This is a genomic window from Rhodanobacter sp. B2A1Ga4, from assembly GCF_018101315.1.
Taxonomy (GTDB): domain Bacteria; phylum Pseudomonadota; class Gammaproteobacteria; order Xanthomonadales; family Rhodanobacteraceae; genus Rhodanobacter; species Rhodanobacter thiooxydans_A.
The window spans coordinates 1-17776 of the sequence record NZ_JADBJR010000009.1 but is presented as its reverse complement, the minus strand read 5'-3'; the positions used below and the strand labels follow the sequence as shown (position 1 = coordinate 17776).

The following is a 17776-nucleotide window of genomic DNA, read 5'->3' as shown; positions in this document are numbered from 1 at the left end:
AATCCTCATGGTGTGTCGCAGCGTATTGTGGGCAGGCATAATCCATCATTGCAACGCGCATTTCGCAAACAGGGGACTTTCGTGGATATCGGCTACTTCCTCAAGCTCATGGTAGACAAGGGCGCGTCGGACATGTTCCTGTCCACCGGCGCCCCGGTGAATATCAAGGTCGAGGGCAAGCTGTATCCGCTGGGCAATACCGGCCTGCCCGGCGGCATGGTCAAGAAGATCGCCTATTCGCTGATGGACGAGGGCCAGGTGCCGCAGTTCGAGCGCGACCTGGAGCTGAACATGGCGCTGGCGGTGAAGGAGGCCGGCCGTTTCCGCATCAACGTGTTCAAGCAGCGCGGCGAAGTGGGCATGGTGATCCGCGCGATCAAGAGCGAGATCCCCAGCATCGACCAGCTGCAGCTGCCCGGCATCTTCCGCGACCTGATCATGGAGCCGCGCGGGCTGATCCTGGTGGTCGGCGCCACCGGCTCGGGCAAGTCGACCACGCTGGCGGCGATGCTCGACCAGCGCAACACCAACTCGGCCGGCCACATCCTCACCATCGAGGATCCGATCGAATACCTGCACCGGCACAAGAAGTCGATCGTCAACCAGCGCGAGGTGGGGCTGGACACGCACAGCTACCACGAGGCGCTGAAGAACGCGATGCGCGAGGCGCCGGACGTGATCATGATCGGCGAGATCCGCGACACCGACACGATGGAGGCGGCCATTGCCTTCTCCGAGACCGGCCACCTGTGCCTGGCCACGCTGCACTCCAACAACGCCGACCAGACGCTGGAGCGCATCCTCAACTTCTTCCCCGAGTCGGCGCACAAGAACGTGCTGATGAACCTGGCGCTGAACCTGCGCGCAGTGATCAGCCAGCGCCTGGTGCTTGGCAAGGACGGCCGCCGCATCCCGGCCGCCGAAGTGCTGCTGAACACCCCGCTGATCCGCGACATGATCCGCCGCGGCCAGATCCACGAGATCAAGGAGGCGATGGACCGCAGCCTGCAGGAAGGCATGCAGACCTTCGACCAGTCGCTGTACAAGCTCTACAAGGAAGGCCGCGTGGAACTGGAAGAGGCGCTCAACAAGTCCGATTCGCGCGACGGCCTGGCGCTGAAGATCCGCCTCGCCGAAGGCGGTTCCGACAACCCGGAACTGGCCGGCAACGATCCGTACGGCATGGGCTTCTGAGTTGCGGGAAGCGGGAATGGAGAACAGCAACAGCAACAGCGCGCCCCGCTCTTGACCCTTCCCTATTCCCTACTCCCCGCTCAAGGCGCATCCGGCTGTGCTTCCGGCGCCGCGCGCTGGAACGCTTCCAGCTCCTTGCAGGAGTGATAGATGCGCGCGATGGTCGGGTAGTCGTCCAGCGGCAGCTTCCAGCGCAACGCGTTGTAGACCTGCGGGACCAGGCATGCATCGGCCATGCCCGGCGTCTCGCCGTGGCAATAACGGCCGGTCGCCACGCTGTCGTGCAGGATCGCCTCGATCGCCTGGAAGCCCACGCCGATCCAGTGTCGCGACCACGCCGCACGCTGCTCCTCGTCGGCACCGAACTGCGCCTCCAGCTGCTGCAGCACGCGCAGGTTGCCCAGCGGGTGGATGTCGCAACACACCGCCATCGCCAGCGAACGCACCTGCGCGCGGCCACGCGCATCGACCGGCAGCAGGGCCGTTTCCAGCTCCGGGTGCATCTCGTCGAGGTATTCCATGATCGCCAGCGACTGGGTGATCACGCGGTCGCCGTCGAGCAGGCAGGGCACCATTTCCTGCGGGTTGAGCACACGGTAATCGGCCGCATGCTGCTCGCCGCCGTCGCGCACCAGGTGCACCGGCCGCGTCTCGTACTCGAGCCCCTTCAGATTCAGCGCGATACGCACGCGATACGCGGCACTGGAACGCCAGTAGCCATAGAGCACCAGACTGCCAGCCATGAGCCATCCCCCCTGACGGATACCGCAGTTTGCCACAGTGTGAACCGGGCGCATGGCGCGCCGCAACGCGTGCCGATGGCCGCTGGCGTTTGCATCGATACCCGGCGGGCCGGACAATAGGCGGTTGCCGCCCCATCGGGGCGTTCCCGACCCATTACCGGAGTGCCGCCGTGTCAGTCATCCGCATGAGTGACCTCGATTTGCGCGACCAGCGCGTGCTGATCCGCGAAGACCTGAACGTGCCGATCGACGACCATGGCCGGATCACCTCCACCCAGCGCCTCGACGCCGCGCTGCCGACGATCCGCGCCGCCCGCGACGCCGGCGCCAAGGTGATGGTGATCTCGCACCTGGGCCGGCCCAAGGAAGGGCAGTTCGATGCCGAGTCCTCGCTGGCACCGGTGGCGCTGTGGCTGAGCAGCCAGCTGGACCAGCCGGTACGGCTGATAGCCGACTACCTGGTCAACGGCGTGGAGGTCGCGGCCGGCGACGTGGTGCTGCTGGAAAATTGCCGCATGAACGTCGGCGAGGGCAAGGACGACGAGGCGCTGGCGAAGAAGTACGCGGCGCTGTGCGACATCTTCGTGATGGACGCGTTCGGCACCGCGCACCGTGCGCAAGCCTCCACCCACGGCGTGATCAGGTACGCCCCGATCGCCGCCGCCGGCCCACTGCTGTGCGCCGAACTGGACGCACTGGGCAAGGCGCTGGAACACCCGGCCCACCCGCTGCTGGCGATCGTGGCCGGCTCCAAGGTGTCGACCAAGCTGACCCTGCTGGACAACCTGATCGGCAAGGTCGACCAGCTGATCGTGGGCGGCGGCATCGCCAACACCTTCATCGCCGCGATGGGCCACTCGGTCGGCAACTCGCTGGTGGAGATGGATCTGCTCGACGCGGCGAAGAAGGTGCTGGCCGACGCCAAACGCCGCGGCGCCGAGGTGCCGATGCCGGTCGACGTGGTGGTGGCGCCGGCATTTTCCGCGCAGGCCCCGGCCACGATCAAGCCGGTCGACCAGGTCGGCGCGGACGAGATGATTCTCGACATCGGCCCGCAGACCGCCGCGCTGTATGCCGCGCTGATCGCCAGGGCCGGCACCGTGGTGTGGAACGGCCCGGTCGGCGTGTTCGAGTTCGACGCGTTCGGCAAGGGCACCGAGACGCTGGCACGGGCGATTGCCGCATCGAACGCGTTCTCGATTGCCGGTGGCGGCGACACCCTGGCCGCGGTCGACAAGTACGGCATCGCCGACCAGGTTTCCTACATCTCCACCGGCGGCGGCGCGTTCCTGGAGTTCCTCGAAGGCAAGGAACTGCCGGCGGTCACCGCACTGAAGGCACGAGCCGCGAAGTAATGCTCTGCCTGTTCGACCTCGACGGCACCCTGATCGATTCCGAACACGGCATCACCGCCTGCGTGAAACATGCGCTGGCGCGGCTGGACGTGCCGGTACCCGCACACGAGGAACTGCGCCGCTGGATCGGCCCGCCGTTGCGGCACAGCTTCGCGCCGCTGCTGGACCACGACGCCGAGCGCATCGAGGCGGCGGTGACGTACTACCACGAGCGCTTCGACACGCTGGGCTGGCGCGAACACGCCGTCTATCCGGGTATCGAGGCACTGATCGGGCAGTTGCGCAGCGCCGGTCACCGGCTCGCCGTGGTCACCGGCAAGCCGCAACATCACGCCGCACCGATCGTCGAGCAACTGCCGTTCGGGGCGATGTTCGAACGCCTGTACGGCCCGCATCCCGGCAGCGCGCACAGCGAAAAAGCCAGCATGATCGCCGCCGCGCTGGCCGATTTCGACGCCGAGCCGGCTGACACGGTGATGATCGGTGACCGCCACTTCGACATCGACGGCGCGGTCGCCAACCAGGTGCGCGGCTTCGGTGTGCTGTGGGGTTTCGGCGGCCGCGCGGAACTGGAGCAGGCCGGCGCCCATGCCGTTGCGGCGACGCCGGACGAACTGGCCCGGCTGCTGTTCGCCTGAGCTTGCCGGTGCACAAAAAAAGCCGCGGCGTGCCGCGGCTTTTTTTGTGGCTGAAGGAACTCGCGCCTAGCGCACGACGCGCTTCACCGCATCGATCACGTGCGCCACGGTGAAACCGAAATGCTCGAACAGCTGCGGCGCGGGGGCGGAAGCGCCGAACGTGGTCATGCCGACCACCTCGCCGTCCAGGCCCACGTACTTGCGCCAGAAGTCGGCGGTCGCCGCCTCCACCGCCACACGGGCGCGGCACCAGAGCGGCAGCACGCCTTCGCGGTATTCCAGCGGCTGCGCGTCGAACACCTCGGTGCACGGCATCGACACCACGCGCACGGCCACGCCCTGCTGGGCCAGCGCGCGCGAGGCTTCCATCGCCAGCTCCACTTCCGAGCCGGTGGCGATCAGGATCGCCTGGAACTTCGTGTCCAGCGGATCAGACAGCACGTAACCGCCGCGCTGGATATCGGCCACCTGCTGCGCGCTGCGCTGCTGATGCCTGAGATTCTGCCGCGAGAAGATCAGGCACGACGGCGCGCCCTTGCGCTCGATTGCCGCCTTCCACGACGCGGCCGACTCCACCGCATCGCACGGACGCCACAGCTGGTTGTTCGGGATGTAGCGCAGGCTGGCCATGTGCTCGACCGGCTGATGGGTCGGGCCGTCCTCGCCCAGGCCGATCGAGTCGTGCGTGTAGACGTGGATGGCGTGGGCCGGGATCAGCGCGCTCATGCGCACCGCGTTGCGCGCGTAGTCGGAGAACACCAGGAAGGTGGCGTCATACGGAATGAAGCCGCCGTGCAGGGCAAGACCATTCGCGATCGCGGTCATGCCAAACTCGCGCACGCCGTAGTAGACGTAGTTGCCCTTGCCGCCGGCGCTGTCGCCGTTGCCGGCGTCGAGGCTGCCCTTCCACTTGGTGAGGTTGGAGCCGGCCAGGTCGGCCGAGCCGCCGATCAGCTCCGGCAGCAGCGGGCCGAACGCGTCCAGCGTCATCTGCGAGGCCTTGCGCGAGGCCACTTCCGGGCCTTCCGCCTGCAGCTTGGCGATATACGCCTGCGACTTCGCGGCCCAGTCCGCCGGCAGCTCGCCGCTCATGCGGCGGCTGAACTCAGCAGCCAGCTCCGGATGGGCGGCGGCGTATTTCGCGAAGGCGTCGTTCCATACCTGCTCGGCTTCGCTGCCCGCCTTGCGATGATCCCAGCCGGCATAAATGTCGGCCGGGATCTCGAACGGCGCGTACTTCCAGCCCAGTTGTTCGCGCGCAGCGGCGATCTCGTCCTTGCCCAGCGCGGCGCCGTGGCTTTCTTCCTTGCCCTGCTTGTTCGGCGCGCCAAAACCGATGATGGTCTTGGCGCAGATCAGGGTGGGCTTGTCGTGCTGCGCGGTGGCGCTGGCGATCGCTTTCTTGATGGCCTCGGCGTCATGCCCGTCGACGCCGCGGATCACGTTCCAGCCATAGGCCTCGAAGCGCGCCGGTGTGTCGTCGGTGAACCAGCCGTGCACTCCGCCGTCGATCGAGATGCCGTTGTCGTCGTAGATCGCCACCAGCTTGCCCAGCTGCCAGGTACCGGCCAGCGAGGCGACTTCGTGCGAGATGCCTTCCATCAGGCAACCGTCGCCGAGGAAGACGTAAGTGTGATGGTCGACCACGTCGTGACCGGGGCGGTTGAAATGCGCCGCCAGCACCTTCTCCGCCAGCGCAAAGCCCACCGCGTTGGCCAGGCCCTGGCCGAGCGGGCCGGTGGTGGTTTCCACTCCCGGCGTTTCGCTGGCTTCCGGGTGGCCGGCAGTCTTCGAATGCAACTGGCGGAAGCGCTTCAGCTGATCCATCGGCAGGTCGAAGCCGGTCAGGTGCAGCAGCGCGTACTGCAGCATCGAGCCGTGGCCGTTGGAGAGCACGAAGCGGTCGCGGTTGAACCACTTCGGATTGGCCGGATTGAAGTGGAGGAAATCGTTCCACAGCACCTCGGCGAGGTCGGCCATGCCCATCGGCATGCCCGGATGACCGGATTTGGCCGCTTCCACGGCGTCCATGGCAAGGGCTCGCACGGCATTGGCGAGTTCGCGGCGGGTGGTCATCGGGCAGTCTCCGGGGGGTGCAAAAGCGCCCATTGTCGCCGATCCGGCCCGGCGCTGTCGCCCACGACTGCGGAATTAATCACCGCTTAACCCCGCACCATACGGTTCGGCGAGCTTCAGCCTCGCCCCATTATCACTACGCCCCGCAGCGCCATCCCCGGGCGCTGCCCGACCGCGCGGGTCCTTTCCCATGACCGCCGGCCCGGTCCAAAAAAGAGGAGTACTCACCATGAAAAAGACACTTCTTGCACTCGCCATCACCTCCACTGCCCTGTGCACCCTGCCGGCCTTCGCGCAGGACAGCCAGGTCGCCCCGACCGCCACGGACAGCACGGCCACCGCCGGCGGCAATTTCCAGCCGTCCCAGCCAATCGGCAGCGGCAACTGGTTCATCAACGGCAGCGTCGGCCAGGCGCACATGCGCGTGGGCCCATACGCCGACCATCCGACCACCTACGCGCTCAACGGCGGCTATCGCTGGAAGGTCGGCCCGGACCTGGGCCTGGGCGTGGAGCTCGGCTACAACGACCTGGGCAACTTCAAGCTGAAGAATGCGTTCAACAGCAACGACGTCAACCTGACCGAGCGCCGCAACGCGCTGCGCGGCTGGACCGCCGGCGTCAACGGCAAGATCAATGTCTGGCAGGGCCTGTACGTCAGGGGCCGCACCGGCGTGTACGGCTGGCGCGGTCATGGCTACGCCAACCAGGACATCAACCGCCACAAGCTGGACCAGGTCGACTGGTACGCCGGCGTGGGTACCGGCTACGACTTCAGCGAGCACTTCGGGCTGGGTCTTTCGTACGACTACTACCGTGCGAACAAGGACCACATCAAGTTGAGTTCCGATACGGCGTCGCTGACCGCGGAATACCGCTTTTGAGGCCGGTATCGAATTAACTCAAGCTTAATACTGAACTAACCGGTATTGAATCTTCCGGCATCCACCCCATCTAAGTACCCGGGTGCCACCGCCTCATTGGCAGCACACCACCAGCAGCGGCCATTCCCCCTGTGGGCCGACTGCCATGACAACAACTGGAGAAGCTCCATGACCATGAAAAAGACCCTGCTTGCCCTTGCCATCACCACCGCCGGCCTGCTGGCCGTTCCCGCCGTGTTCGCGCAGAGCGCGCCGACCCAAAGTGACGGCTGGTTCATCAACGGCAATATCGGCCGCACCGCCATCAACCAGGGGCCGTACGACGGCCATGACACCGGCTATGCCCTCAACGGTGGCTATCGCTGGTCGCTGGCGCCGAGCTTCGCGCTGGGCGCCGAGGTGGGTTACAACGACCTGGGCAACATCCATGCGAAGAACGTCTTCAACAGCCAGCCAGTGATCGCCCCGGGCAAATCCCAGCTGCACGGCTGGACCGTCGGTGCGAATGCCCGCTACGACCTCAGCCCGGACTGGTACGTCGGCGGCCGCGCCGGCCTCTACAGCTGGACCGGCCACGGTCTGAGCAACGACATCAACCCGATCAACAAGAGCCTGAGTTCCAACAGCTGGTATGCCGGTGCCGGGGTGGGCTACAACCTCACCAGCAACCTCAGCGTCGGCCTGAACTACGACTACTTCGACGCGAGCAAGCGCAACGTCGACCTGAGCACCGACATGGTCTCGGTCAGCGCGGAATACCGCTTCTGATTGGTTGACCGATCACACGGAAAACGAAACGGGCACCTCACGGTGCCCGTTTCTTTTCTGAGCAGTGCCACCAGGGATGGCTGCCCGTTTGATTCTCGCGATCATGGATGATCGCAGGAATAAACCCTCAGCCGTTCCATTGCCCCAGCGCGGCCAGGCCGTTGTCGCGCGCGCGCGCATGCACGGTCTTCTGCGCCTCGGCGTAGTTCGCCTTCATGTCCTTGGCCCACAGCTTCAGCGCCGCCTGCTGCATGGCGCGACCGTAGGAGAACGACAGCGGCCACGGGTGCGGGCCGATCTGGTTCATCGCGTTCAGATGCGCGGTGGACTGCTGGTCGGTCTGGCCGCCGGAGAGGAACACGATGCCCGGCAGCGAGGCCGGCACGGTGGACTTCAGCACGCGCACGGTGGCTTCGGCGACTTCCTCGACGTCGACCTGCTCGTCGCAATCCTTGCCCGGGATGACCATGCTGATCTTCAGGATGGTGCCTTCCAGCATCACGTTCTGCTCGTACAACGCGTTGAACAGGCTGCGCAGCACCGCTTCGTGCACTTCGTAGCTGACCTCGATGCTGTGGTCGCCGTCCATGATCACTTCGGGCTCGACCATCGGCACCAGGCCGGCTTCCTGGCACAGCGCGGCGTAACGGGCCAGCACGTGGCAGTTCGCCTCGATCGCGGTGGAGCTGGGGTTCTCTTCGGAGATGTTGATCACTGCACGCCACTTGGCGAACTGGGCACCCAGCTTCGCGTATTCCTGCAGGCGCTCGCGCAGGCCGTCGAGGCCTTCGGTGACCACGTCGCCGGGGAAGCCGGCCAGCGGCTGCGGACCCTTGTCGACCTTGATGCCGGGGATGATGCCGAGCTTCTTCATCACCGCGGTGAACGGCACGCCGTCCTTGGTCGACTGGCGAATCGTCTCGTCGTACAGGATCGCGCCGGAGATGTGCTCGTTCAGGCCCGGCGTGGTCAGCAGCAGCTCTCGGTAGGCGCGGCGGTTTTCCTCGGTGTTCTCGATGCCGACCGCCTCGAAACGCTTCTTGATGGTGTTGGTCGACTCGTCGATGGCGATGATGCCCTTGCCGGGCGCGACCATCGCCAAGGCGATGCTTTCGAGATCTTCAATACTCATGACGACTCCGTGGTGCCGGGGCGTGGCCCGCCTGCACATGGTTGAAGCCGCCTCGGGGCCGAAGCGGCGCGGTTCAAAACGGCGATTATAGGCCAGATTGGCGGCCGCAAGCGCCAGGGCGCGGCGCGGCCGGACTACAGCTGGCTCAGGCGAACCGACTCACGGGGTGTAGCCGGGCAGCTTGCACTGGTCCATCAACTGCTGGCGCTGGGCCGTATCCCGGGGCGCGTTGAACGGCACGATGTAGTAGGTGGCGACCGGCTCGCCGATGCGATTGGTCAGCGACGGGCCATAACGGAAATTGGCGACCGCACTGCGCGCCGCCGGACCGAGATCACTCTTCGGCGCCACCTTGACCACCTGCACGTTCATCGGCACACCGTCGGAACCGATCGTATAAGTCACTGCCGCGCAGCCGGGCTTGTCCAGGTTCAGCCCGCCGTTGGGCACATCCATCTTCACCTGCGTATTGAGCAGGATCCAGTAGCGGTACAGGTCCTGCTGGTCGATCCGGCGCACCTGCGCCAGCACCGGCGCGACGAAGCCCAGCGCCAATGCCAGCAACAAAGCTTGGCGAAGCGGGCGAAACATGGATTTCATGGCGATCTCCTGGGCGGGGCGAAGAAACCCTCGTGCAGACAGTTTAGCTGTCCTGTGGGGTGTCCGCGTCAGTGTCAGTTTTTGCAACCATATAGTGTGGATAACCCCGCAAACGTTGGAACAGGGCGATCAGGCCACGCGAACCCAACATCAGCAAAATCCCCGCCACCACCATTACCCCATACTGAACCATCCAATGCCACTCGGCGACAGGCACAGTCTCCCCGGCACCGTCGTAGGACGCCTGGTGCAGCAACAGAAGAATCATCGTGCCATGGCCGAAGCAGCCAGCCACTCCGCTGATCGCCAGCCATGCGCCCAATACAGAGAACGCCACGTAGTGCAGTTGGTCGGCATGGATCGGACTTTCCAGGATTTCCTGCTGCTTGCCGCCCAACGCCCACCATGCCAACAAACTCGGACGCATCCACAGTACGAACGCGAGCAGCAAGGTGAAGGTTTCCATGAGCAGTGCCAGTAGCGGGTAATGCCAGTCACCGCTGTAAAAGAAGACGCCCGGAAGGCGTTCGAATACACCTACTGCCATCAACACCGCACCCAGCCGAATCGCCACGCAAAGCACGGTGTACAACGTGGTCTTCATCCCTTTTCCCCTGTGGCGGATTTCGTAACTTCAGGGTGCCCCAAGCCCGCGCTACATCACAGATCGCGCAGACTCTCGACCATGCCATCGGGGCCGACCGAGAGCAGCTTCAGCGTGTTGGTGCCGCCGACGTGGCCGACACGGTCGCCGTAGGTGATCACCACGCTGTCGCCCTCGACCAGCCTGCCCTTCTCGAACAGCAGCTGCACCGCGGCGCGGGTGGAGGCGGCCATGCTCTGCCGCTCGCCATGGTTGAACTCCACCGGCTGCACGTCGCGCAGCACCAGCATGCGCCGGCGCGCGGCGGCGGACGGCGACATGCCGTAGATCGGCACTGCGCTGCGATAGCGCGACAGCCACTGGGCGGTGGCGCCGGATTCGGTCAGCGCCACGATCGCCCGCACGCCGAGCTGGCCGGCCAGCACCATCGCGGCCAGTGCGATCGCCTGGTCGGTGCGGTTCATCTGGTGGCTGACGCTGGCCAGATCCTCCTTCGGCTCGAACTGGCGCTCGGCACCGAGGCAGATCCGCGTCATCGCCGACACCGCCTTGTCCGGGTGCGCGCCGGCGGCGGTCTCCTCCGACAGCATCACCGCGTCGGTGCCGTCGATCACCGCGTTGGCCACGTCGAGCACTTCGGCGCGGGTCGGGATCGGCGAGCGCACCATCGACTGCAGCATCTGCGTGGCGGTGATCACCGCGCGGTTGCGCTGCACCGTCTCGCGGATGATCTTCTTCTGCAGGCCGGGCAGCTCAGCGTCGCCGATCTCCACACCAAGGTCGCCGCGCGCCACCATCACCACGTCGGAGGCGTCGATGATCTCGCCCAGCACCGGGATCGCGTCGGCGCGCTCGATCTTCGCCACCAGCGCCGCGTTGCCGCCCGCCTCGTGCAGCAGGCGGCGGGCCTGGTGCATGTCCTCGGCCGAACGCACGAACGAGACGGCGAGGAAATCCGCGCCGATCTCGGCGGCCAGTTTGATGTCGGCCTTGTCCTTGTCCGACAGCGCGGTCACCGACAGTCCGCCGCCCTGCCGGTTGAGCCCCTTGCGATTGGACAGCTTGCCGCCGACCAGCACCTTGCAGCGCACCTCGGCACCGGCCACCTCCTGCACGGTCAGCGCGACCAGGCCGTCGTCCAGCAGCAGCACGTCGCCGGCATGCACGTCGTGCGGCAGGCCGTAGTAGCTCACGCCGACGCGGGTCGCATCGCCGGGCGGCGCGTCGGGGCGGCAATCGAGCACGAACGAGGCGCCGTCGGCGAGTTCCACCGGCCCGCCGGCGAAGGTCTCGATGCGGATCTTCGGCCCCTGCAGGTCGGCCAGGATGCCGACCTCGCGCCCGGCAGCCACCGACGCTGCCCGCACCGCCTTGGCGCGGGCGCGATGGTCGTCCGGCTGGCCGTGCGAGAGGTTCAGGCGGGCGACGTTGACGCCTTCGGCGATGATCTTCTCGAGCATGCCCGGCACGTCGGTGGCGGGGCCGAGGGTGGCGACGATCTTGGTACGGCGCAGCAGAGGGTTCGCATTCATGTGCCGAGGCTAGCAGAAGCTGCGCGGCGCGCCATTACCCTGCATTCGTATGCATACCGCCGATATGCGCCGACGCGCAGGCACCGCTTTCTTCGATGCTACCGCGCCAGGGCGAGGTTGAGCACCGCGGCCAGCCGTCGGCCGGCCTGGCGCAGGCGCAGCTCGGCTACCGGCCGCCAGCTCGCCACGTAGGCCGGATCGATCTTGTGCCCGTCCGGATAGAAGCCGGCCTCGGCGGTGATCCGGCAGGACTCCTCGGCCCACTGCGCGTAGGGATCGTCCAGCGGCGCGATCGGCGCCGGCAGGTTGACCGGCATGGCCGCGTCGAGCTGCTGCGCGTAGGCCTGCCAGTCGAGCCCGCGGCCGGACAACATGCCCGAATCCCACACTTTGTGCAGGTTGCTGCCCCTGCCGTCGAACTGCACCTGGTACGTGTTGCCGCCCTTGTCGTCGCGGCAGCCGGCGTGCAGCGGCTGGTGGATGTCGCCGACGAAATGCACCACGAACTTCAGCGCCTCGCGCCGGGCGGCGTCCGGCTGGCTGCGGTCGCCCAGCACGTCCACGTAATGCTGCAACCCGGCCACCACGCAACGGTCGTCACGGCAGTCGCGCGGCGGCACGTAGTCGCAGGCGCTGCCACCATGGAAGTTGACGTAGTGCTGGCTGCGCGTCTGCTTCCACAGCGTCACCTGCGCCGGGTCATCCTGGATCTGGTCGGCCCAGTTGGCCACGTCGGCCAGCGAACGTGTGTGCTCCGGCGCCAGCAAGCGCTCCAGCGCGGCCTCGGCGAGCGGATCGAGGTGCCGTTGCGCCAGTTCGGCGACCACACGATGACCGAGCGGCCCCCAGGCCTGCACCGACGGCGCGACCGCGAACATAAGGGCCGCGAAGACCAGTGAACGGCTTGAAACGGGCATGGCAGCTGCCGGTGCAAAAGCGGCAGTCTGCCACAGCGGCGATCGGGCGCGGGCCATCCGGGCGCTTTCATTGTAAGATTTCGCGGCTGAAACACCGGCGCCGCGACCCGCGGCTGCCCATCCGCCATCACACATTCCCAATCGCCCTCAGGAGGACATTACCTCATGACCATCAAGGTCGGCATCAACGGCTTTGGCCGCATCGGTCGCAACGTGCTGCGCGCAGCCGTACAGAACTTCGGCAACGACATCGAGATCGTGGCGATCAACGACCTGCTGGAGCCGGACTACCTCGCCTACATGCTGAAGCACGACTCCGTGCACGGTCGCTTCGAGGGTGACGTGAAGGTCGATGGCGGCCACCTGGTGGTCAATGGCAAGCGCATCCGCCTGACCCAGGAGCGCGACCCGGCCAACCTGAAGTGGAACGAGGTGAACGCCGACGTGGTGATCGAATCCACCGGCCTGTTCCTGGACAAGGCCAGCGCGCAGAAGCACCTGGACGCGGGCGCGAAGAAGGTGATCCTGTCGGCGCCGTCCAAGGACGACACGCCGATGTTCGTCTACGGCGTCAACGACGGGAAATACGCCGGCGAGGCGATCATCTCCAACGCCAGCTGCACCACCAACTGCCTGGCGCCGGTGGCCAAGGTGCTCAACGACAAGTGGGGTATCAAGCGCGGCCTGATGACCACCGTGCACGCCGCCACCGCCACGCAGAAGACCGTGGACGGCCCGAGCAACAAGGACTGGCGTGGCGGCCGCGGCATCCTGGAGAACATCATTCCCTCGTCCACCGGCGCGGCCAAGGCCGTCGGCGTGGTGATCCCCGAGCTCAACAAGAAGCTCACCGGCATGAGCTTCCGCGTGCCGACCTCGGACGTGTCGGTGGTCGACCTCACCGTGGAGCTGGAGAAGGACGCCAGCTACGCCGAGATCTGCGCCGAGATGAAGGCGCAGTCCGAAGGCCCGCTGAAGGGCATCCTCGGCTACACCGAGGACAAGGTGGTGGCCACCGACTTCCGCGGCGACGCGCGCACCTCGATCTTCGACGCCGGCGCCGGCATCGCGCTGGACGACAGCTTCGTCAAGCTGGTCAGCTGGTACGACAACGAGTGGGGCTACTCGAACAAGTGCCTGGAAATGGTGCGGGTAGTGGCGAAGTAAGCCGGGAGCACTCCTCGCGATCATTCCTGATCGCGAGAGTCCAATGGGCGGCCATCGGTGGCCGCACTTTTCCAACAAAAAAGCCGGGCATCGCCCGGCTTTTTTGTCCCCCTTGATGCGGACTCCTGCAGGTGAACGTCAGCGCTTCAGCAGCGGCAGCTTGTCCGGTACGCCGTCCCACTTGTCGGCGTCTTCCATCGACGGGATCTTGCTGGTCAGCACCGGCCACTCCCTGGCCAGCTCGGCGTTGATCGAGAGGAAGACTTCCTGGCCGGCCGGCACGTCGAGTTCGGGGAAGATCGCGCCGACCGGGCACTCCTCCACGCACAACGTGCAGTCGATGCATTCGTCCGGGTCGATCACCAGGAAGTTCGGCCCCGCGTGGAAGCAGTCGACCGGGCACACCTCGACGCAGTCGGTGTGCTTGCAGTTGATGCAGTTCTCGGTGACGACGTGCGTCATCATGCCTCCTTCCGGCACCTGCCGGCGATGGTTAGAGTCTCCTCGACGACAGCTGTCTCGGCAATGACCCAGATCAGTGCCCGCCGCGCGCTGCCATCGCAGAATTCACTTGAACCCTGCCACTTTCTCTTGGAGCGATACATCATGCGTAAACTGATTGCCATTGCCCTGCTCGGCCTGCTCTCCACCCCGTTGATGGCCGCCGAGTGCGCGACCACCGTCGAGGCCAGCGACGCCATGCAGTTCAACACCAAGACCATCACCGTGCCGAAGACCTGCAAGACCTTCAAGGTGACCCTGAAGCACACCGGCAAACTGCCGGTCACCGCGATGGGCCACAACTGGGTGCTTGCGCACAGCGCTGACGAATCCGGCGTGATTTCCGACGGCATGAAGGCCGGCGCCGCCAACAGCTACGAGAAGCCGGGCGACGTGCGCATCATCGCGCACACCAAGCTGATCGGCGGCGGCGAGTCCGACACGGCCACGATCAACGTGGCCAAGCTCAAGGCCGGCGAGCAGTACGCCTACTTCTGCACCTTCCCCGGCCACGCCGCGCTGATGAAGGGCACGCTGAGCCTGGGCCAGTAAGCTTCACGGACCAGCAACGCATCCGGCCGTCATGGCCGGGTGCGTTTTTTTGTTGCCGGCCCCTTACATCGTTCCGCGCACGGATCCACCATGTCCAGCATGAACCCGCAGTCGCCACTGGACGAACCAGCCATCGCCAGGCTGGTCGACCATTTCTACGAGAAGGTGCGGCGCGATCCTCAGATCGGCCCGGTCTTCAACGCGGCCGTGCACGACTGGGACGAACACAAGCGCCTGCTGACCTCGTTCTGGGCCTCGGTGGCACTGCGCGCGGGCAGCTACCGCGGCAATCCGATGGGCGCGCACCGGCCGCATCCGATCCGCGCCGAGCACTTCGACCGCTGGCTCGCACTGTGGCGCGAAACCACCCTCGAGGAACTGGACGAGGCCAGTGCCGCACTGATGCTGGAATACGCCGAACGCATCGGCCGCAGCCTCAAGCTGGGCCTTGGCCTGCATCCGCAGGCGCAACCGTTCGGCGTGCCGATCGTGGGCGTCGGCAAACCATAGGCCTCAGCCCAGCGCCTTCAGCGCCGCGTCGTAGTTCGGCTCGTGACCGATCTCGCTGACCAGCTCGGCGTGCAGCACCTTGTCGTGGCCGTCCAGCACCAGCACCGCACGCGCGGCCAGCCCGGCCAGCGGACCGCTGGCGATCGCCACGCCGTAGTCGTTGAGGAACTGGCGCCCGCGCATCAGCGACAGGTTGGTCACCCGCTCCAGTCCCTCGGCACCGCAGAAGCGCGCCTGGGCGAACGGCAGGTCGGCCGAGATGCACAGCACCACGGTATTGTCGAGCTTGCCGGCCAGTTCGTTGAAGCGGCGCACCGAGGCGGCGCATACGCCGGTATCGACGCTGGGGAAGATGTTCAACACCTTGCGCTTGCCGGCGAAGCCGGACAGCGCCACATCGGACAGGTCGGCGCCGACCAGGCTGAATGACGGCGCGGTCGAACCGACCGCGGGAAACTGGCCGTCGACACTGATCGGCTGGCCTTTGAATGTGACGTGGGACATCGTGCACCTCGTGTGTGGATGGATGGCTACAAGTAGAACATGGTCTTGGCCAGGAAGACGATGCCCACCATCAGGCCCAGCACCACGCGATGGGTGTGCCGGAACCGGCAGACATCCATCTTGCCGCTGCGCATCGCCCACATCGCGTTGACGAACACGCCCAGCACGCCGAACGCCAGCAACACCTTCAGCAAGAGCCAGTTGCCGAAGCGGCTACCCACGCAGGACAAGCCGTCGCAACGGATGTCGAACAGCACGAAGCCGCTGGCGAACAGCAGCACCACGATCACCGGCATGAACCGGCGCACACGCGCCATGATCGACTGTTCGATGCGCTGCATGGTGGCCGTGTCGAAATGCCGATGCAGTGACTCGACCACCAGCACCTCGAACGCCACCGCGCCGACGAACACGATGGCGCATGCCAAATGCACCAGCACGATCCACGGATACCAGGCAACCATGCTGCATCTCCCGAAGCTTTCCGGGAAGTCTGCGCGCGGCCAGCCACCGCCGCGCTGACATGGATCAGGCTGTGGGAGACACCGGCTTCAGCCGTGCGGCTGCGCGACCACCTTGCGGATCGCTTCCACGAACCCGGGATCGAGTTTGCCGATCCGCGTGGTACGCGCGGCGATGCGGCCGTCGGCATCAAGCAGGATCAGTTCGCTCGAATGGTTGAACTCGCCGTCGGGCAGTTGCCGGTACTGCAGGCCGAGCACGCCGGACAGCTGGCGCACCTGCGCCGGCTCGGCGCGCGCCAGGGTCCAGATGCGCGGGTCGAGCTTGCGCTTCTCCGCGTAGCTCTTCAACGTGGCCACGTCGTCGCGCGCCGGATCGAAGCTCACCGCGAGCAGGTCGATGCGTGCGCGCGTGGCCGGGTCCAGCGCATTGCGGGTAAGCCGCAGGCTGTCGATGATCATCGGGCAGACCATCTGGCAGGAGGTGTAGAACATCGTCACCAGCTGCGGACGGCCGCGCCGCTCGGCCAGCGTCTGCCGGTGGCCGTCCTGATCGGTCAGCTGCAGCGGCAGGTTGTAGACGGAGTCGCCGGGCAGCGGCGTGGCCGCTCGCGCGCCACCGAACAGCAGGAGCATCGCGAGCAGGGGCAACAGGCGTTTCATGCATGACCTCACTGGGGCTTCGCGCAACGGAAGCCCATGTTGTTGGTGGTGTCGGCGGCCTTCAGCGCGGACAGCATGGCGACGCGCATGAGTACCGCGTAGTTCTCCTTCTCCTGCAGGCTGATCGCGCCAGCACCGCAGAACTTCAATACGTCGGGGTCGTTCTGATCGCGGCTGTCGCTGGCCACCAGCAGCGCGTTGAAGTCGTCCACCCACTCCCACACCGGCTGCGTGATGTCGCGCACGCCGTAGGCGTTGGGTGCGCCGCCGATGGCCGGCAGCGGCGCATTGGACGGGCGCGAGTACCAGGCCAGCAGGTTCTCGCGCCAGGCCGGGTCGCTGCGCGCGTCGCGGCGGGTGGCGTCGGCCGCCGCCGCATACTCCCACTCGTACCAGCTGGGCAGGCGCGCGCCTTCGCTCTCGCAGTACGCCTGGGCGGCGAACCAGCTGATCCGGGTCACCGGCTGCCTGGGCAGCACCTCGCTGCCCAACATCTCGGCACCGGCCCAGTGGCTGAGGTAGCGCTGGTCGGCAAGAATGCTGGCGACACGATCGCGACGCCATTCGGGATGGGCCTTCACGAAGGCCAGGAATTCGGCATTGGTGACCGGCTCGGTGCGCAGGCGATACGGCGCGATCTGTGCCGGCGCCGTCTTGCCATCGGCCGGCAACACGCTGGCGAAGGTACCTCCCGGCAGGGCGACATAATCCGCCGCCACTGCCGGCAGTGCCAGCATCAGGCCGAGCAGGGCCAGTGCCAGTCTTGCATGCATGTCAGTGCCCCGCTGCCGGCGGCGGTACCGCCTCGGCCCTGGCCTTGGCCACCTCTTCCTTGCTGATCTGGCCACCCGGGTTGCCCCAGCTGTTCAACACGTAGGTCAGGATGTTCGCCACTTCGTCGTCGGTCAGCTGCGCCATCGGCGGCATCACCGAGTCGTACTCGTGGCCGTTCACCGTGACCTTGCCGGTCAGGCCA

General features: G+C 66.2%; 20 protein-coding genes and 1 pseudogene. 8 read left to right on the top strand and 13 right to left on the bottom strand.

Features of this window, described 5'->3' with window-relative positions; translation table 11 throughout:
• Nucleotides 1-81: 81 nt before the first annotated feature.
• Nucleotides 82-1194, top strand: a complete 1113-nt coding sequence (locus IMW82_RS17690) for a PilT/PilU family type 4a pilus ATPase (protein WP_108470420.1) — start codon at nt 82-84, stop codon at nt 1192-1194.
• 80 nt (nt 1195-1274) lie between these two features.
• Here the strand turns inward: IMW82_RS17690 and maiA are convergent, their stop codons facing one another.
• Complete coding sequence (maiA, locus tag IMW82_RS17685; protein ID WP_211005520.1) at nt 1275-1937, bottom strand: maleylacetoacetate isomerase; 663 nt, start codon at nt 1935-1937, stop codon at nt 1275-1277.
• A gap of 170 nt (nt 1938-2107) precedes the next feature.
• Between maiA and IMW82_RS17680 the strand changes: the two genes are divergently transcribed.
• Nucleotides 2108-3292, top strand: coding sequence for a phosphoglycerate kinase (locus IMW82_RS17680; RefSeq protein WP_211005519.1), 1185 nt, complete (start codon nt 2108-2110; stop codon nt 3290-3292).
• Complete coding sequence (locus tag IMW82_RS17675) at nt 3292-3930, top strand: HAD hydrolase-like protein (RefSeq protein ID WP_211005518.1); 639 nt, start codon at nt 3292-3294, stop codon at nt 3928-3930. The genes IMW82_RS17680 and IMW82_RS17675 overlap by 1 nt, the downstream gene beginning before the upstream one ends.
• A 66-nt stretch (nt 3931-3996) precedes the next feature.
• On the opposite strand, the gene tkt is transcribed toward IMW82_RS17675, so the two are convergent.
• Nucleotides 3997-6006, bottom strand: a complete 2010-nt coding sequence (gene tkt, locus IMW82_RS17670) for a transketolase (RefSeq protein ID WP_211005517.1) — start codon at nt 6004-6006, stop codon at nt 3997-3999.
• Between the two features lie 229 nt (nt 6007-6235).
• Here tkt and IMW82_RS17665 point away from each other — a divergent pair, with 229 nt between their 5' ends.
• Nucleotides 6236-6889 carry an outer membrane beta-barrel protein gene (locus IMW82_RS17665; protein WP_211005516.1) on the top strand — a complete coding sequence of 218 codons (654 nt, stop codon included), beginning with the start codon at nt 6236-6238 and terminating at the stop codon, nt 6887-6889.
• A gap of 168 nt (nt 6890-7057) precedes the next feature.
• Complete coding sequence (locus IMW82_RS17660; protein WP_108470414.1) at nt 7058-7657, top strand: porin family protein; 600 nt, start codon at nt 7058-7060, stop codon at nt 7655-7657.
• A gap of 127 nt (nt 7658-7784) precedes the next feature.
• Here IMW82_RS17660 and IMW82_RS17655 read toward each other — a convergent pair whose 3' ends face one another.
• The 5 genes from IMW82_RS17655 to IMW82_RS17635 form a co-directional block, all read right to left on the bottom strand.
• Nucleotides 7785-8789, bottom strand: a complete 1005-nt coding sequence (locus IMW82_RS17655; RefSeq protein ID WP_108470413.1) for a class I fructose-bisphosphate aldolase — start codon at nt 8787-8789, stop codon at nt 7785-7787.
• 159 nt (nt 8790-8948) lie between these two features.
• Nucleotides 8949-9389 (bottom strand): energy transducer TonB, encoded by a 441-nt coding sequence (locus tag IMW82_RS17650; RefSeq protein ID WP_108470412.1) that lies wholly within the window; start codon nt 9387-9389, stop codon nt 8949-8951.
• A gap of 43 nt (nt 9390-9432) precedes the next feature.
• Entirely contained in the window at nt 9433-9993 is a 561-nt protein-coding gene (locus IMW82_RS17645) for a hypothetical protein (RefSeq protein ID WP_108470411.1), read from the bottom strand.
• A 56-nt stretch (nt 9994-10049) separates the two neighbouring features.
• Nucleotides 10050-11525 (bottom strand): pyruvate kinase, encoded by a 1476-nt coding sequence (gene pyk, locus IMW82_RS17640; RefSeq protein ID WP_108470410.1) that lies wholly within the window; start codon nt 11523-11525, stop codon nt 10050-10052.
• 98 nt (nt 11526-11623) lie between these two features.
• Complete coding sequence (locus tag IMW82_RS17635; RefSeq protein ID WP_108470409.1) at nt 11624-12442, bottom strand: S1/P1 nuclease; 819 nt, start codon at nt 12440-12442, stop codon at nt 11624-11626.
• A gap of 165 nt (nt 12443-12607) precedes the next feature.
• Between IMW82_RS17635 and gap the strand changes: the two genes are divergently transcribed.
• Nucleotides 12608-13609, top strand: a complete 1002-nt coding sequence (gap, locus tag IMW82_RS17630) for a type I glyceraldehyde-3-phosphate dehydrogenase (protein ID WP_108470408.1) — start codon at nt 12608-12610, stop codon at nt 13607-13609.
• Between the two features lie 138 nt (nt 13610-13747).
• Here gap and fdxA read toward each other — a convergent pair whose 3' ends face one another.
• Nucleotides 13748-14071: a ferredoxin FdxA gene (gene fdxA / locus IMW82_RS17625; RefSeq protein WP_108470407.1), complete on the bottom strand. Its 324-nt coding sequence runs from the start codon at nt 14069-14071 to the stop codon at nt 13748-13750.
• 144 nt (nt 14072-14215) lie between these two features.
• On the opposite strand from fdxA, the gene azu reads away from it, so the two are divergent.
• Nucleotides 14216-14662, top strand: a complete 447-nt coding sequence (gene azu / locus IMW82_RS17620; protein ID WP_108470406.1) for an azurin — start codon at nt 14216-14218, stop codon at nt 14660-14662.
• 99 nt (nt 14663-14761) lie between these two features.
• On the top strand, nt 14762-15172 hold the full coding sequence (locus IMW82_RS17615; RefSeq protein ID WP_108470512.1) for a group III truncated hemoglobin: 411 nt from the start codon (nt 14762-14764) through the stop codon (nt 15170-15172).
• A gap of 3 nt (nt 15173-15175) precedes the next feature.
• On the opposite strand, the gene tpx is transcribed toward IMW82_RS17615, so the two are convergent.
• The 5 genes and pseudogenes from tpx to IMW82_RS17590 all read right to left on the bottom strand — a co-directional run.
• Complete coding sequence (tpx, locus tag IMW82_RS17610) at nt 15176-15676, bottom strand: thiol peroxidase (RefSeq protein ID WP_108470405.1); 501 nt, start codon at nt 15674-15676, stop codon at nt 15176-15178.
• 26 nt (nt 15677-15702) lie between these two features.
• Nucleotides 15703-16140 carry a hypothetical protein gene (locus IMW82_RS17605; RefSeq protein WP_108470404.1) on the bottom strand — a complete coding sequence of 146 codons (438 nt, stop codon included), beginning with the start codon at nt 16138-16140 and terminating at the stop codon, nt 15703-15705.
• Nucleotides 16141-16227: 87 nt separating this feature from the next.
• Entirely contained in the window at nt 16228-16800 is a 573-nt protein-coding gene (locus tag IMW82_RS17600) for an SCO family protein (protein WP_108470403.1), read from the bottom strand.
• Nucleotides 16801-16808: 8 nt separating this feature from the next.
• Nucleotides 16809-17573 (bottom strand): formylglycine-generating enzyme family protein, encoded by a 765-nt coding sequence (locus IMW82_RS17595; protein ID WP_108470402.1) that lies wholly within the window; start codon nt 17571-17573, stop codon nt 16809-16811.
• 1 nt (nt 17574) lies between these two features.
• A pseudogene (locus IMW82_RS17590) lies at nt 17575-17776 on the bottom strand (cytochrome c); the annotation flags it as partial.

Coding starts and splice junctions, on each gene's coding strand:
- maiA (WP_211005520.1), bottom strand. CDS start 1,937: ATGGCTGGCAGTCTGGTGCTCTATGGCTACTGGCGTTCCAGTGCCGCG.
- IMW82_RS17675 (WP_211005518.1), top strand. CDS start 3,292: ATGCTCTGCCTGTTCGACCTCGACGGCACCCTGATCGATTCCGAACAC.
- tkt (WP_211005517.1), bottom strand. CDS start 6,006: ATGACCACCCGCCGCGAACTCGCCAATGCCGTGCGAGCCCTTGCCATG.
- IMW82_RS17665 (WP_211005516.1), top strand. CDS start 6,236: ATGAAAAAGACACTTCTTGCACTCGCCATCACCTCCACTGCCCTGTGC.
- IMW82_RS17660 (WP_108470414.1), top strand. CDS start 7,058: ATGACCATGAAAAAGACCCTGCTTGCCCTTGCCATCACCACCGCCGGC.
- IMW82_RS17655 (WP_108470413.1), bottom strand. CDS start 8,789: ATGAGTATTGAAGATCTCGAAAGCATCGCCTTGGCGATGGTCGCGCCC.
- IMW82_RS17650 (WP_108470412.1), bottom strand. CDS start 9,389: ATGAAATCCATGTTTCGCCCGCTTCGCCAAGCTTTGTTGCTGGCATTG.
- IMW82_RS17645 (WP_108470411.1), bottom strand. CDS start 9,993: ATGAAGACCACGTTGTACACCGTGCTTTGCGTGGCGATTCGGCTGGGT.
- pyk (WP_108470410.1), bottom strand. CDS start 11,525: ATGAATGCGAACCCTCTGCTGCGCCGTACCAAGATCGTCGCCACCCTC.
- IMW82_RS17635 (WP_108470409.1), bottom strand. CDS start 12,442: ATGCCCGTTTCAAGCCGTTCACTGGTCTTCGCGGCCCTTATGTTCGCG.
- gap (WP_108470408.1), top strand. CDS start 12,608: ATGACCATCAAGGTCGGCATCAACGGCTTTGGCCGCATCGGTCGCAAC.
- fdxA (WP_108470407.1), bottom strand. CDS start 14,071: ATGACGCACGTCGTCACCGAGAACTGCATCAACTGCAAGCACACCGAC.
- azu (WP_108470406.1), top strand. CDS start 14,216: ATGCGTAAACTGATTGCCATTGCCCTGCTCGGCCTGCTCTCCACCCCG.
- IMW82_RS17615 (WP_108470512.1), top strand. CDS start 14,762: ATGAACCCGCAGTCGCCACTGGACGAACCAGCCATCGCCAGGCTGGTC.
- tpx (WP_108470405.1), bottom strand. CDS start 15,676: ATGTCCCACGTCACATTCAAAGGCCAGCCGATCAGTGTCGACGGCCAG.
- IMW82_RS17605 (WP_108470404.1), bottom strand. CDS start 16,140: ATGGTTGCCTGGTATCCGTGGATCGTGCTGGTGCATTTGGCATGCGCC.
- IMW82_RS17600 (WP_108470403.1), bottom strand. CDS start 16,800: ATGAAACGCCTGTTGCCCCTGCTCGCGATGCTCCTGCTGTTCGGTGGC.
- IMW82_RS17595 (WP_108470402.1), bottom strand. CDS start 17,573: ATGCATGCAAGACTGGCACTGGCCCTGCTCGGCCTGATGCTGGCACTG.